Raw genomic sequence first — 15,308 nt, forward strand, 5'->3', positions numbered from 1 at the left:
AACGGCTGGGGCTGTTTTGAATGTTTGATTATGACAACTGAATTGGCTGAAAAACCATTTATCTAAAAACTGAGATTGTAAGACAACTATTCTGAGATTGGTTGTTATTTTTACTGTAAAATATGTGATGTGGATCGCATTTACAGGGGGCTTGAAAATGAATATACATAAACTCATATGTGTCCTTTGTTTGGTATTTTCGTGCAATGTTTTTGCAGAAGATGCTACGCCCGTCCTCTTTGACCAAGTTATACAGCTTAAACCGAATCAACTGTATGAGTTGGAATTAGACGATGTTCAACCTGGTGATCAGATTTGGACCGCTGTATATCTGGTTGGGCGTCAGAACTACCCTGGATTGACTTCAAAGGCAGTTTTCATACTGCAAAATCAGGGCTTATTAAATAAAGCGAAGCCAAGCGAACATTCCACACAACAGACCTTGATTGCCGAACAACTCACGCAAACCCATCAGTATTCATTTCATCAATTTAAAGCGTTAACCGCATTGCTGGATGAAAGTGTTGTTCAACTGATTCAAGACCCAAAATTAGAAAAGACCGATACAATTCGTATTTATAGTCAGCTGAATGATTGGATTCCTGAATACAATACTTATGAACCGATTAAAGTCAAATTTGGCATTCAAAATGCAGTCGATTTTGATGTTGTTGCTGCTTATGTTTTGGTGGGGAAAGGTGAAAAACCAGCTGCGCTGACTGAATTAAATTTTAAAAATAGCAAACGCTCTGATCTGATGACAACTATCCCTCCTGTACAAGCCGATTTTACCCAGACGGAAACCAATAAATCTGAATACCATTTGAATCGAAGTGAAATTAAATTCATTTTTTTCTTCGGTGCATTGGCAGTAATGGCTTTTTTTGCTTTTATTCATCGTGGCAAATTGAAACGTGCATTTTAATTCAACATTGTGCTGAGTTTGGAAGAAAAAGCTGATTTTTTAGATTTCAAATAGATGATGTTGGCGTAAAATCTTGCGCAGATCAGCTATTTTGTTTGAGTGGTATTCAATGTTGTCTCTATTTTTGAAATGCAGTATTGGTGCGGCAGTCGTTTTACTGATCTCAGTTCTTTCAAAAAGCAAGGCATTTTATATTGCGGGATTGGTTCCGCTGTTTCCGACCTTTGCCCTGATTGCGCATGTGATTGTGTTGCAAGAACAAGGCGCAGAAGCACTAAAACAAACCGCTTTATTTGGAATATGGTCACTCGTTCCTTATTTTATTTATTTGTTGGTGGTTTATTTATTGGCAACAAAACTTTCCATGTGGTCTTGTTTTGGCATTGCCACATTATGCTGGATTGTGGCTGCCGCAGGATTGATTTATGGATGGCAGATATTTCATCAGTAATGTCAATGCGGGGTTCTGATTTGAAAGATTTTCATCTGTATTCATGTGATTGATTCAAGCTAAACCGCTTGATCAAAAGTTGAATTTGATCAGACTGAATAAGAGGAGCTTTGTAAGCTCCTCTTATTCATTCGATACCTTGACGATGTAAAATTTAGACTACGAATTGCTTCGGTGCTTCTAAGTTTTTAATTGCATTGTAGATTTGATCAGCATGGTTGCACACAATCAGTTTGGCACGATGCTGTGGCGGTAAAAAGCCCTCAAGCACAGCATGATCTAATTGAGCAATCAAATGGTCATAAAAGCCATTCACGTTATAGAGCATCATAGGTTTTTGATGTTGGTTGAGCTGTCCCCATGTGGCGACTTCTAAGATTTCTTCAAAGGTTCCAAAACCACCCGGAAGGGCCACAAAGGCGCTGGCACGATCTGCCATCATGGCTTTTCGTTCATGCATACTTTGGACAATATGCAGTTCTGTCAGTTGATTATGTGCAATTTCATAATCCAGCATAAATTCGGGGATCACCCCTACCACATCACCGCCGTGCTCAGTTACGGTATCTGCAACTTGTCCCATCAAACCAATACTGGCACCACCATAGACAATACCAAAGCCATGCTCTGCTATGCCTTGAGCCAATTGAATTGCTTTTTCTCTATAGGTCGGATTATTTCCAGGTCGGGAGCCACAATACAGTGCAATTAAACATTGAGTTGCTTTATGCGCTTGCTGATCTAATTCTAACGATTCATTTATCATTACAGACAATACACTATTCATCATTTATTTTTTCACCTTAACTTATCATGTTCTTATGTATTTCGACTACCTTAAGCAAGAAATATGACAGAAACATGTTGTGTTATAGGCACTTTTGCAATGTTTTGTAGCGTTGAAGGATTACTTTTGATGGAAGAGTGATCAAATCGTAAAAATCACCAATCTCCCATGCTATAACAATAAAGTGATTTACAATCCATCATTGAAGCAAATAAAAACCCATACAAATAAGATGAAATTTTTATCAAAACTGCCTATAATTGAAGCCTGTTTATCAACAAATGAATCATCATGGGTAGTGGTTGTAGTCGCTCCGAAAATGCACAATCTTTAGACAAAAAAATATTTCAAAATAAACTAAAGTTTTCTTCTCAGTTTCGAAATTTACAGTTATCAAATGCTGAAAATATCAATTGCACACCTGCAATGGAGCAAGATCAATGATACTTGAATGGATGTCCGATCCTTCGGCATGGGTTGGTCTGGCGACTTTGGTTGTTTTGGAAATAGTTTTAGGTATTGATAACCTCGTCTTTATTGCAATTTTGGCAGAAAAGCTTCCTCCTGAACAACGCAATAAAGCACGAATTCTAGGTTTATTGCTCGCGCTGTGTATGCGTATGGTGTTATTGGCCTCCATTGCATGGGTGGTTACGCTCACCGCACCGTTATTCCATATTTTTGATCATCCGTTCTCTGGGCGTGACCTGATTCTGTTGTTTGGTGGGGTATTCCTGCTCTTTAAAGGCACAATGGAACTACATGAACGTCTGGAAGGTGGGCCGGATTTAAAAGAAGAAAATCCTGTTCATGCGGCTTTTTGGATGGTGATTGTTCAGATCGTCATTCTAGATGCCGTATTCTCCTTAGACAGTGTGATTACTGCTGTCGGTATGGTGAAAGAGCTCTCAGTGATGATGATCGCAGTAGTGATTGCTGTCGGGATTATGTTGTGGGCATCTAAACCTTTGATGGATTTTGTCAACAAACATCCAACGGTCGTCATTTTATGTCTGGGCTTCCTGATGATGATTGGTTTCTCACTGATCGTTGAAGGCTTTGGCTATCATATTCCGAAAGGCTACCTCTATGCTGCGATTGGTTTCTCTGTATTGATTGAATTCATGAACCAAACCATGCGTAAAAATCAAGAGAAAATGGTGACTACTACCGATCTGCGTTTCCGTACAGCTTCAGCAGTATTGAAAATGCTTGGAGGCAAAAGTACGGATAGTCAGAATAGTAAAGCGGATGATGTGATTGCTACTCAGGCTTTAGCCGATGAAATCTTTGATGATGAGAATGGTGCCTATCACAGTGTCATGGTACAAGGCGTATTGGGTTTATCTGAACGTCCAGTGAAATCGGTGATGACACCACGACCTGAATTAGAATGGTTGGACTTGGATGAAGATGAAGCCACCATCAAAGAAAATTTAATGGCAATGTCGCACTCAAGACTGATCTTGGCACATGGTGAATTAGACAATATTGCAGGTATTGTGCTCACCCATAAAGTGCTCAATGATTATATTGAAACCGGTGTTTTAAATTTTGATAAACATTTACGTGAACCCGTCATTGTCCATGAAAATGCACAAGTATTGATGGTGATGGAACAACTTCGTCAGGCACCATTGCAGATGGCGATTGTGCTCAACGAATATGGTTCAATTGAAGGGATTGCCACACCGATTGACGTACTTGAAGCGATTGCAGGTGAATTCCCAGATGAAGATGAGTTGGAAGCTGCTGCTGAAAGTTTGGAAGATGGCTCATTGATGTTGGAAGGTTCAACCGATATTCGCCATGTTTCATTGCTGCTAGGTCGAGACCTGGTCGATGAATCCGAGCAATATTCAACGCTTTCGGGTTATATCTTGTTCCATCTTGGTCGCTTGCCTGAAAATGGTCAGAAACTACAAGCAGATGGTTATGAGTTTGAAGTGGTGACGATGGATGGTCACAAGATTGAAAAAGTCCATATTGTGGCATTATCACAAGCTAAAGATTCAGAATAAGCGATGTTTTATCCAGTGACATTGAAAACAAGCCAGTTGAAAAACTGGCTTGTTTATTTTCTATTATAAAAAGTAGTCTTCATTCGTTTTAAAGAAATGTCTGAACTCAGCAACCCGTCTACGATTGATCAACAATCAGCTTGATTCAAAATAACCCAGGTGAAAGAGGGAGCAACTGCGCAATTCAAAAATGAGAATGAAGAAGGGGTTTATGCAGATGAATGCTTCTGGGATCTGATTGAATAGGATGCTGCGACTGGCATATCTGATTCAAAGAATAAATTTCGATTTCAAGCAGGCTTGCATTATCATTTAAGTCTATTTAGATGTTGAGTTTTTTCATGTCCAGTCAATCTTGTCCATGTGGTTCTGCACAATATAGTCAATGTTGTCAGCCCTTGCATTCGGGGCAAAAAAAAGCCCTGACAGCCGAGCAATTAATGAAGTCTCGCTATAGTGCATTTGCCAAACAGGAGATCACTTATATTGTAGCAACTACTGCATTGGGGCAGCAGCAGGCATTGGATGTACAGGCTATTGCGGAATGGAGCAAGTCCAATCAATGGTTAAAGTTGGATGTGATTCAAGCCAACGAAAAGCTCGATAAAAATCATGCACAGGTTGAATTCAAAGCATATTTTCATGACGGTCAGCAAGCACAGATTCATCATGAAATTTCACATTTTGCCTATCATGCAGGTCAGTGGTATTTTTTAGATCCAACCACAGATCAGCAGGTTACAATGAAACAGCCTTGTATTTGTGGATCAACCAAAAAATTTAAGCAATGTTGTGCGCAATACTTGTAGATTTTAGCTCGTTTTGACTTAAAATAGCGCGCATCTTTTACCCATCAGTGGATGAAGGGCAATGTTACTCACCATTATTTATATTATTGCAATTACAGCCGAAGCCATGACGGGGGCGTTGTCAGCAGGACGACGTAGTATGGACTGGTTTGGTGTGGTGCTGATTGCCTGTGTAACCGCACTCGGCGGTGGTTCTGTCCGTGATGTCTTGTTGGGACATTATCCGCTGACTTGGGTGAAACATCCTGAATATCTTGTACTCACATGCTGTGCAGCTTTTGTTACGATTCTTATCGCCAAATGGATGAAGCATTTACATTCTATTTTCCTGTTGTTAGACGCTCTGGGCTTAATTGGTTTTACCATTATTGGCTGTCAGATTGCATTGCAGATGGGGCATGGTTTTGTTGTTTCGGCAGTTGCGGGTGTTCTGACAGGTGTGTCAGGTGGTATTTTACGGGATATTTTATGTAATGATGTTCCGTTGGTATTCCGTCGAGAGTTGTATGCCTCAATTTCCTTTGTCGCTGTTATTTTCTACTGGTTCTGTATAGACTTTGGTTTATCGTTGGAAATCACCGTAATTTCGACATTGGTTTTTGGTTTTGCACTACGTTGTATTGCCATTTATTTTGGTTTGGAAATGCCAAAATTCATTTATAAAGATGATGATGAGCAATCGGCATCCTCTAAAGATGAAAGCTGAATTCCAGAAAATGATGTGGTTTTATCAAACTTGATGAATTACCACATATTTGAACTTCCATAATTCAGAGAAGAGCAACAGCAAGTAGATTGCTGTTGCTTTCACCGGTAATTTGTCTTTTTAGTCAAAGGATCGACCGATAATAATTCAAATCAACATCCCGATTGTGCTCGCCGCATGATAATTTTCACCTTATTCGAGACATTATTATGGATTTAGTATCACGTGTACAACGTCTACCCATTGGAAAGTTTCATTATACTTTGCTGTGGGTGATCGGACTGGGGTGGATGTTCGACGCGATGGATACAGGTCTGATTTCATTTATTTTGACCAAGATGGCAGACGAGTGGCAGATGACACCTGCGGAAAAGGGCTGGGTGGTTTCGATCGGCTTTGTCGGTATGGCGATTGGTGCTGTCTTTTCAGGGGCTTTGGCTGATCGGATGGGGCGAAGAACCGTATTCGCCATGACCTTAGTAACTTATAGTGTTGCAACAGCTTTATGTGCAATTGCGCCCAATTTGACATGGCTGTTGATTTTCCGTTTTATTGTCGGTTTAGGTTTAGGTGGACAATTGCCTGTTGCGGTGACGCTTGTCAGTGAATATATCCCGGCTCAGGTTCGAGGTCGGTTCATTGTTTTGCTTGAGAGTTTCTGGGGTTTAGGTTGGTTAGTTGCAGCACTGATTTCATATTTTGTGATTCCTGATTATGGTTGGCATATTGCATTTTTGATGGGTGGATTGCCGGCTGTTTATGTCTTTATGATTCTGAAAAAAGTTCCGGAATCGGTGCCTTATCTGATTAATCGGGGACGTATTGATGAAGCACATGCATTGGTACAAAAACTTGAGCGTCAATGCGGTGTAGAAGTTATCACCACAATTGAAGTCAAACCTGTTGCTGCGAAACAGAACCTTTCATTCACCCAACTGTGGTCAAGCACTTTTGCTCGCCGTACCCTGATGTTGTGGTTGATTTGGTTTGGTATTGTCTATTCTTATTATGGCATTTTTACCTGGTTGCCAAGTTTACTGGTTAAACAGGGCTATACCATTGTGCAGTCCTTTGAATATGTCTTGGGCATGATTTTGGCGCAGTTGCCGGGTTATGTTGCTGCCGCTTGGTTGGTTGAAAAGTTGGGGCGTAAAGCGACTCTGGCTGGCTTTATTGCGATGTGTGCTGTATCTGCATATTTTTTTGGTCAAGCCACTTCAGTCAATACGATCATGTTTTGGGGCTGTTTAATGTCTTTCTTTAATCTGGGTGCATGGGGGGTATTATATACCTATACGCCTGAACAATATCCAACCAATATTCGCGCTTTTGGCTCAGGTTGGGCATCTGCGATTGGGCGTATTGGAGGAATTGTTGCACCACTGGTCGTTACGCATATGATGGTGGCAAGCAATGGTTTTAGTTCAGTCTTTATGATGTTTACAGCCGTACTTTTAACAGTGGCAGCTGTTGTACTGGTCTTAGGTGAAGAAACCAAAGGCAAGACCTTAGAAGAGATTGGGTTATAGCCGTTAAATGGAAAATATTGAAAGTAACGTGCAGGAAAAGCCATAACAAGGAAAAAGTATGCAATGGTGGCTATAGCGTTAATCTTGCTGATCATCCATATTAATTTCTAGAACGTCGAATTAAAAAAACAACAATTCACAGCGATATGATGAAATAGAACAGTAACGAGGGCAAAATAATGAAAAGTAAAATAGGATTAAGCTTTTGTATTATTTATCTTTTGCTTACCGCATTTTGTCTTTATATTGCGTTAGATCCAATGACGGATAACAAAGGAAACTTTGTTTTCTTACAGTTACCCATAAGTGTTCAAATCTCGGCATTGAATGTAATTGGGTTAGGTCCTGTATTCGATCAGCTGTCTTGGACGGCAGCGTATAGCTTGGTGGTTCCTGCTACTTTGCTGTTTTTATATGGGATCGGATGGTTATTGAGTTCAAGCATCCATTGTATAAAAGCACGAATTGGACCACGCCAATAAGTTTCCGTATCTATAAAATGTATTTGAAACAAAGTACATATCTCAATTTAAAAATAGCCGTTTAAATAAAAGTTGCTCATTTCTTAAAAAATGGATAATTTTACGTCATTAGAAACAACTAAAGACGCAATTTGTCGTTGTGGCGTACACTTGTGCTTGTGTCGTCAGACGCTGCGACTTAGCATAAGAATGTAGATACATCAGCATTTATTTAGAACGAATTTAATTAGGATAAAAGGTTGTTATGACAAGCCTTGCGCATCATGCGACAGAAAACCGTTCCGTAGCAGAATTTACTGAACAAGCTTACCTGAACTATGCCATGTACGTGATCATGGATCGTGCATTACCTCATATCAGTGATGGTTTAAAACCCGTACAGCGCCGTATCGTCTATGCGATGAGCGAGTTGGGATTAAAGCCTAGTGGTAAGCCAAAGAAATCTGCACGTACAGTCGGTGACGTACTGGGTAAATATCATCCTCATGGTGATTCTGCTTGTTATGAAGCGATGGTGCTGATGGCTCAGCCATTCAGTTATCGTTATCCATTTATTGAAGGTCAAGGCAACTGGGGGTCACCAGATGACCCTAAATCTTTCGCTGCAATGCGTTATACTGAAGCTAAACTTTCATCTTATAGCGATTTGTTACTTTCTGAATTAGGACAGGGGACTTGTGATTGGCAAGATAACTTTGATGGCTCAATGAAAGAGCCAGTGAGTTTACCTGCGCGTGTACCGAATATTTTGCTGAATGGTACAACAGGTATTGCTGTCGGGATGGCGACCGATATTCCACCGCATAATTTGCGTGAAGTTGTGAAAGGCACCATTGCTTTAATTCGAAACCCTAATTTAACCGATGAAAAAGTTGCAGAATATATTCCTGCACCTGATTTGCCAACCAAAGCAGAAATTATTACCTCGCGTGAGGAATTACTTAAGCTTCAAACCACAGGGCGGGGAAGTTACAGAACACGGGCAATTTATCATATTGAAAAAAATGAAATTGTCATTACGGAACTTCCTTATCAAGTTTCAGGTTCAAAGGTCATCACTCAAATTGCAGATCAGATGCAAGCCAAAAAACTGCCTTTGGTGAGTGATTTACGTGATGAATCCGATCATCAAAATCCAACACGTTTGGTGATTGTACTGCGATCAAACCGCATTGATGCAGAAGCAGTAATGAGCCATTTGTTTGCGACGACAGACTTGGAATCCAGTTATCGTGTCAATATGAACATGATTGGTGCGGATGGTCGCCCACAAGTTAAATCAATCCGCAGAATATTATTAGAATGGATTGAAATTCGTAAACATACTGTCACACGTCGTCTGCAATATCATCTCAACAAGATTGAAAAACGCCTACATATTCTCGGCGGTTTGATCATTGCTTATTTAAACATAGACGAAGTAATCAAAATCATTCGTGAAGAAGATCAACCGAAACCTGTGTTGATGATGCGTTTCAATATTGATGAAATCCAAGCGGAAGCGATTCTGGAACTCAAGTTACGCCATTTGGCAAAACTTGAAGAAATGGAAATGCGCCGTGAACAAGAAGAGCTTGAGGCAAGAGCAGCAGTGATTCGAGAGCAACTTGCAAATCCTGAATCTTTAAAATCTTTGATTATTGAAGAGCTTAAAGATGATGCTAAAAAGTTTGGTGATGATCGTCGTTCACCCATCGTGCAACGTGAAGAATCACAAGCGATGAGCGAGCAAGATTTGATTCCTGCTGAAGCAGTGACTGTTGTTCTTTCAGAAGCAGGTTGGATTCGTTCTGCCAAAGGTCATGAAATCGATGTTGAAAAATTGAATTTCCGTGCAGGTGATCAGTATCTAAGTTCTGCACAGGGCAAGTCGAATCAGAAAGTCTATATTCTGGATGAAACTGGGCGAAGTTATGCTTTGTCAATAAGTACTTTACCGTCTGCTCGTGGTTCGGGAGAACCGTTGAGTTCAAAACTTTCACCAGCCAATGGTGTGAGCTTTATTCAGGTGCTCGTGGAAGATGAAGATAAAGAAATTATTGCTGTAAGTTCAAATGGTTATGGTTTTAAGTCTCAGGCCAAGCAATTGGACACCAATGCTAAAGCAGGCAAAACATTCCTGACAGTTGCAGAGGGTGCCAAGGCAATGCCGATAGAGGTCGTTGAAAACCATACTCATTTGGCTATACTCAGTTCAGTAGGGCGTTTACTTTTAATTGATTTATTAGATTTGCCTACTTTAAATAAAGGTAAAGGAAACAAGTTGATACAACTTGAAGCTGATGAGTATATTCAGTTTATGTTAACTTTGAATTTAGATGAAGTAATACAAGTGATTGCAGGGCAGCAACAATTAAAATTAAAAGGTGATGATTTACAAAAATATATGGGTAAACGAGCATCGAAAGGTCAACTCTTACCCCGTGGATATCAAAAAGCAAATAAACTATTGATTCAAAGATAAAACTAGCATCCTTGAATCGAAATACGTTATATATGCAATGTATTCGTGGAAATGGATGCAATATTGAGCACAAAGAAGCCAAAAAATTATGTTCAATATTGAAAAAAACAGTGTGAAACTAAGGATTACTGATTGGAGATTATGGCATTATGGAAAAAGTTTGGTTCGCTGAATACCAAAAAACTGGGATTCCAGAGACAGTAGAATTGCCACAGGAAAATACCTCTCTTATTGATATTTTTGAGCGTAATTTCCAAAAGTTTGGTTCGCGTGATGCCTTTATCTTTATGGATAAAGTCATGTCATTCAGTGATCTTGAATTGGCAAGCCGTAAATTTGCAACTTATTTACAAAGTTTGGGTTTAGCAAAAGGCGCACGTGTAGCAGTCATGATGCCAAACGTCCTTCAGTATCCAGTGGTTGCTTTAGCTGTATTCCGTGCAGGCTTAGTGTTGGTCAATGTAAACCCACTTTATACTGCGCGTGAGCTGGAGCATCAACTCAATGATTCAGGCGCAGAAGCACTGGTGATTGTTGAAAACTTTGCTACTGTTTATCAAGCGATTAATGGTAAAACCCCCGTCAAACATGTCGTTGTGGCTTCAGTAGGCGATATGTTAGGTACCTTAAAAGGGACTCTGGTAAACTTTGTTCTACGTAAAGTACGTAAGCAAATTCCTGACTGGAATATTCCGGGACACATAAAGTTTAATGCTGCACTCGCAAAAGTTAATCCGAGTAATTATAAGCGTCCGAGCATGACTCTAAGTGATACCGCAGTATTGCAATATACGGGTGGTACAACAGGTGTTTCAAAAGGTGCTGAACTGACTCATCGCAATTTAGTGGCTAACTTATTGCAATGTGATGGTATTTTCCAAAGTAAGTTTGGTCAAGGTGACGGTGCTAAAGATGATCGTATCTTCTGTGCATTGCCGCTTTACCATATCTTTGCATTTATGGTGTGCGCACTATATGGCATGTACAAAGGTCAAGCGAATATCCTTATTCCTAACCCGCGTGACTTACCTGCCGTGATTAAAGAATTACGCAAATACCAACCTGGCTTTTTCCCTGCAGTCAATACATTATTCAATGCATTGGTACACAATGAAGAATTTAGACAGCTCGATTTCAGCAATTTAAAAATGGCGATGGGCGGGGGTATGGCAGTATTGCCATCGACTGCTGAGGAGTGGAAAAAAGTCACAGGTACGATCATCATCGAGGGATATGGTTTATCTGAAACTTCTCCAGTTGCAACAGCAAATCCACCAGCAACAACTGAATTCAGTGGCACAATTGGTGTTCCATTACCATTGACTGATGTTGCGATCCTTGACGACGACGGCAATCACTTACCACAAGGTGAGCAGGGTGAAATTTCGATTCGCGGACCGCAAGTGATGAAGGGTTACTGGAACCGTCCCGATGAAACTGCAAAAGTGATGACAGCCGATGGTTATTTCCGTACCGGTGATATCGGTATCATGGATGCACGTGGCTACTTTAAAATCGTAGACCGTAAAAAAGACATGATCTTGGTGTCTGGTTTCAACGTGTACCCATCCGAAATTGAAGAAGTGATTGCACAACATCCAAAAGTGCTTGAAGTTGCAGCAATTGGTGTACCTGATGAGAAATCTGGTGAAGTGCCGAAACTGTTTGTTGTGAAAAAAGATCCTTCTTTGACCACTGAAGAAGTGCTTGAATTTGCGAAAGAAAACTTAACAGGCTATAAACGTCCACGTTATGTGGAGTTTATGGATGATTTACCAAAATCCAATGTTGGTAAAATCTTGCGTAAAGATTTACGTAAATAAGCATAATCCAAATTTAAAAAAAGCGCCAAGAGAGGCGCTTTTTTTTTCAAAGTTGAACAGTGCAAGAGTGAATTGAATTAGACATTTTGTTTGGAGCGGCTATACCATCCATCAATATAGGGGCGGCTTAAGCCCACAATTGCAGTAAAGGTCAACATCGTTCCCATTTGACGACCTAAAGCAGACGGAACAATGCTGCCGTAACTCAAATAAATATCAATCAAACAATAGATGACAATAATCGCAAGCCACAAATATAGGTTCATACGTTTGATTGCAACTGCAAAAAAAGCCACAATTAAAATGATAAGCGTGCCTAAAGTTGACTGCCAGTTATAATTGGCACAGATCACGCACAACAAAAACGCCAAGATAGGCAGTACAATTTTAAGAATACGATCAATCTCGGCATGTTGTTGGCGTTGTTTCTCTAAAACCTCAAACAATTCATTTTGGTCTGATTGCACGACACTGTCCTCACTACACAATTTTGCAAAACTCTGCATTTAACAAAAAATATTCTGTTGCTGCCATGCTATGATAACCTGCATTAGCACTTCATGAGAAACAATCATGTCTGGGATAGATGGCATCATATATTTAATTCTAATTGCCTGTTTACTTCCTTATGTTTTTACCATTATTGCGAAAGTATCCGGGGGCTTTAATGTTACCGATAATCAGAATCCTCGTGAGTTTTTAGCCAAGACCACGGGCTTGTCGGCACGTGCAAATGCGGTACAGCAAAATAGTTTTGAAAGCTTACCATTATTTATTGCTGCTGTGCTCATGGCTGAGTATATGGTGGTTTCACAACATCTGATCATGATGCTGGGGATTGCTTATATTATTCTGCGCATTATTTATGGGATTTGTTATCTCGCCAATATTTCAGCATTACGCTCAATCATTTGGTTTCTATCGATGGCTTGCCCCATCATTTTATTATTATTGATTATTCGAATTGTCTGAGTGGATTTAGACGAAACCCATTCATTTTGATGATGCAAAATGTATAATCCGCATGTGTTCGCGTATTTTAGCGTTATAATCGTCAAGATTTTCTATAAGACCTCACTTGAAAGAGTATCCTATGAGCTATAGCAATATTCCTGCTGGTAAAGATGCACCTAATGACATCTATGTAATTATTGAAATCCCAGCCAATGCTGCACCAATTAAATATGAAGTAGATAAAGATTCAGATGCTTTATTTGTTGACCGTTTCATGGGTACTGCAATGTTCTACCCAGCGAACTATGGTTATGTGCCAAATACGTTGTCTGAAGATGGTGACCCATTAGACGTTTTGGTTGTAACTCCACATCCATTGGTACATGGTTCTGTGATTCGTTGTCGTCCTGTTGGTAAATTAAACATGGAAGATGATGGTGGTATTGATGCGAAACTGATCGCTGTTCCACATGACAAATTAACTCCACTTTATAAAGATGTGAAAGAATATTCTGATCTTCCAGCTTTATTGTTGAACCAGATTGAACACTTCTTTGCACATTACAAAGATTTAGAGCCTGGTAAATGGGTTAAATTGACAGGTTGGGAAGGTTCTGAAGTTGCTAAAGCTGAAGTATTAAAAGCAATCGAAGCAGCGAAGTAAGTCTGACCTGAGTATGATTTGAGTTGTAGTTTTATTCAGATCAAAAAAACCTGCATCAAGATGCAGGTTTTTTATTGTTGATTTTTCTAATTTAAATTAGAAAAATTTCACAGGGATATCAAGGAAAATACGCCATTCGTTGGTATCCCCGATATAAACAGGGTTATACGCTTCGCTTGCACGATAGTAAGAGTGGCGAACACGTAAGCTTGCATCTTTTGCAAAACCGCTTTGCATGGTGTATTTCACCTGGTTGAAGAATTCACGCTCTTGAGCATTGTCAGTCACATTGCGAACTTTAATATCCCAGCCATAAACAAATGCAGTCGTCCAGTTTAATCCTGGAACACCATAATCGCCAAAGTCTAGGTTATATTGAACTTGTGCAGATTTTTCATGGTTACCAATAAAGTCAGACAAGTAAGAGTTTGGTAGATAAACACTTTGGAAACCATCAGCATTTTGACCATAGTCATAACCAACATCACCTGTGTTTTGTTGGTAAGCCAACATGACACTGTGGGGACCTTGATTATAAGTTGAAGACAAAGCCCAAATGTTATTGGTTTTTTCTACACCAGCTTTACCTGTTGCTGCATAGCCTGCATCCACAGGTCCAGTAGCCGAGTAGGTATTGGCATTTTTATCAAACTTAGTGTGATAACCGCTGAAATCAAAAGTTAAAGAACTTTGATTTGCTAACGGATATTTATAATTTGCATTGATGTAATGGCGTTCTAATGCATTTTTAGAATCCAAACCATAATAAGATGCACTCAGCTGGTCATCAAACTTGTATTTAGCACCCCAAACAATTGCATCATCAAGACGATTGCCATCGGTGTTGATCTGATCAGACATTTGATCTTTGGTAAATTTACCGGCTACAAGCTCTAAGTTCTTTATTTCACGGCTGGTTAATAATGTCCCCGTAAAGTATTCAGGAACCAGACGTGTTGTATTACTTGCAAGTACAGGTAAGTCTAAAACTTGGGTACCATAACGGACAGTTGTATTTGAGAAACGTGCTTTAACGTTTGCACCACCACGCGCCCAATGATCATAAGGATTACCCTGATCATCACGTGGGATCATGTTGTTGCCTGAATGTTGGTTGTCCCCAATTTTAAAAGAACCATCACCCACAACACCCACACCAAAACCGACAACGCCTTGTGTGAAACCTGAATCTAAGTCAACAATTGCAGTTTGAGCAAATGAACTTTGGTCTTCGATGCCATGTTTTTTATCGCGAAGGATGTAACCAGTACGAAACAATACAGAACCTTTGGCATCTTCAACAAAACCTTTTGCATCACTTTGTTCGCTAGCAAATGTAGGTGTAATTAAAGCAGCATTAATTAATATAGCTAAAGTAAGTTTTGGAGCATTCAACATGAATTGCCTCGTGAACGAGAATAAATGGTACTGACTGATTGAATTCAGAGCAGATAATGGATGAATTGTATATTTAATCTATAAAAAGGGAATGACCTTTGATTAAAAATATTACATTTTTGTAATTTTCTACTCAATATTAATTTATTTCATTATGAAAAAAAAATCTAAAGTTACCTAAAAATAATTAAATTGATTGAAATATCAATTAATTTAATAGATTTGATTGTTTTATAGCCATCACTTTTACCAACAATTCAAAAAAACAGTAAAATTTCAGCAAATTTTTTCCTTC

At 39.5% G+C, this 15,308-nt stretch carries 14 protein-coding genes; 11 read left to right on the forward strand and 3 right to left on the reverse strand.

Annotation, left to right across the window (positions count from 1 at the left end):
- Positions 1–157: 157 nt before the first annotated feature.
- Both OSH00_RS07180 and OSH00_RS07185 read left to right on the forward strand, forming a co-directional pair.
- A complete protein-coding gene (locus OSH00_RS07180) occupies positions 158–925 on the forward strand; it encodes a hypothetical protein (protein ID WP_266129871.1) in 768 nt (255 codons plus the stop codon).
- A 109-nt stretch (positions 926–1,034) separates the two neighbouring features.
- Positions 1,035–1,376 carry a GlpM family protein gene (locus OSH00_RS07185; RefSeq protein ID WP_266129872.1) on the forward strand — a complete coding sequence of 114 codons (342 nt, stop codon included), beginning with the start codon at positions 1,035–1,037 and terminating at the stop codon, positions 1,374–1,376.
- A gap of 154 nt (positions 1,377–1,530) precedes the next feature.
- Here the strand turns inward: OSH00_RS07185 and OSH00_RS07190 are convergent, their stop codons facing one another.
- Positions 1,531–2,163 (reverse strand): LOG family protein, encoded by a 633-nt coding sequence (locus OSH00_RS07190; protein ID WP_266130149.1) that lies wholly within the window; start codon positions 2,161–2,163, stop codon positions 1,531–1,533.
- A 440-nt stretch (positions 2,164–2,603) separates the two neighbouring features.
- On the opposite strand from OSH00_RS07190, the gene OSH00_RS07195 reads away from it, so the two are divergent.
- The 7 genes from OSH00_RS07195 to OSH00_RS07225 all read left to right on the forward strand — a co-directional run bounded on the left by OSH00_RS07195 (position 2,604) and on the right by OSH00_RS07225 (position 11,997).
- On the forward strand, positions 2,604–4,184 hold the full coding sequence (locus OSH00_RS07195; protein WP_266129873.1) for a TerC family protein: 1,581 nt from the start codon (positions 2,604–2,606) through the stop codon (positions 4,182–4,184).
- Positions 4,185–4,525: 341 nt separating this feature from the next.
- Positions 4,526–4,993 (forward strand): YchJ family protein, encoded by a 468-nt coding sequence (locus tag OSH00_RS07200; protein WP_266129874.1) that lies wholly within the window; start codon positions 4,526–4,528, stop codon positions 4,991–4,993.
- Positions 4,994–5,054: 61 nt separating this feature from the next.
- On the forward strand, positions 5,055–5,699 hold the full coding sequence (locus OSH00_RS07205; RefSeq protein ID WP_009583997.1) for a trimeric intracellular cation channel family protein: 645 nt from the start codon (positions 5,055–5,057) through the stop codon (positions 5,697–5,699).
- Positions 5,700–5,908: 209 nt separating this feature from the next.
- The gene (gene niaP, locus OSH00_RS07210; RefSeq protein ID WP_266129875.1) at positions 5,909–7,228 is read left to right on the forward strand and encodes a niacin transporter NiaP; all 1,320 of its coding nucleotides are present in this window, start codon (positions 5,909–5,911) and stop codon (positions 7,226–7,228) included.
- A 179-nt stretch (positions 7,229–7,407) separates the two neighbouring features.
- Positions 7,408–7,710, forward strand: coding sequence for a hypothetical protein (locus tag OSH00_RS07215; RefSeq protein ID WP_266129876.1), 303 nt, complete (start codon positions 7,408–7,410; stop codon positions 7,708–7,710).
- Between the two features lie 244 nt (positions 7,711–7,954).
- Positions 7,955–10,174 (forward strand): DNA topoisomerase IV subunit A, encoded by a 2,220-nt coding sequence (gene parC / locus OSH00_RS07220; RefSeq protein WP_266129877.1) that lies wholly within the window; start codon positions 7,955–7,957, stop codon positions 10,172–10,174.
- 149 nt (positions 10,175–10,323) lie between these two features.
- Positions 10,324–11,997 carry a long-chain-fatty-acid--CoA ligase gene (locus tag OSH00_RS07225; RefSeq protein ID WP_266129878.1) on the forward strand — a complete coding sequence of 558 codons (1,674 nt, stop codon included), beginning with the start codon at positions 10,324–10,326 and terminating at the stop codon, positions 11,995–11,997.
- Positions 11,998–12,074: 77 nt separating this feature from the next.
- Here OSH00_RS07225 and OSH00_RS07230 read toward each other — a convergent pair whose 3' ends face one another.
- Positions 12,075–12,503, reverse strand: a complete 429-nt coding sequence (locus OSH00_RS07230; protein ID WP_266129879.1) for a hypothetical protein — start codon at positions 12,501–12,503, stop codon at positions 12,075–12,077.
- Between the two features lie 67 nt (positions 12,504–12,570).
- Here OSH00_RS07230 and OSH00_RS07235 point away from each other — a divergent pair, with 67 nt between their 5' ends.
- Together OSH00_RS07235 and ppa are read left to right on the forward strand one after the other, a co-directional pair.
- Positions 12,571–12,969 (forward strand): MAPEG family protein, encoded by a 399-nt coding sequence (locus tag OSH00_RS07235; protein ID WP_266129880.1) that lies wholly within the window; start codon positions 12,571–12,573, stop codon positions 12,967–12,969.
- A 121-nt stretch (positions 12,970–13,090) separates the two neighbouring features.
- Entirely contained in the window at positions 13,091–13,615 is a 525-nt protein-coding gene (gene ppa, locus OSH00_RS07240; protein ID WP_004825594.1) for an inorganic diphosphatase, read from the forward strand.
- A gap of 96 nt (positions 13,616–13,711) precedes the next feature.
- Here ppa and OSH00_RS07245 read toward each other — a convergent pair whose 3' ends face one another.
- Positions 13,712–15,013 (reverse strand): OprD family outer membrane porin, encoded by a 1,302-nt coding sequence (locus OSH00_RS07245; RefSeq protein ID WP_266129881.1) that lies wholly within the window; start codon positions 15,011–15,013, stop codon positions 13,712–13,714.
- Positions 15,014–15,308: the final 295 nt, after the last annotated feature.

The sequence above is a fragment of the Acinetobacter nematophilus genome, from assembly GCF_026344175.1.
GTDB classification, from domain to species: Bacteria; Pseudomonadota; Gammaproteobacteria; order Pseudomonadales; family Moraxellaceae; genus Acinetobacter; species Acinetobacter nematophilus.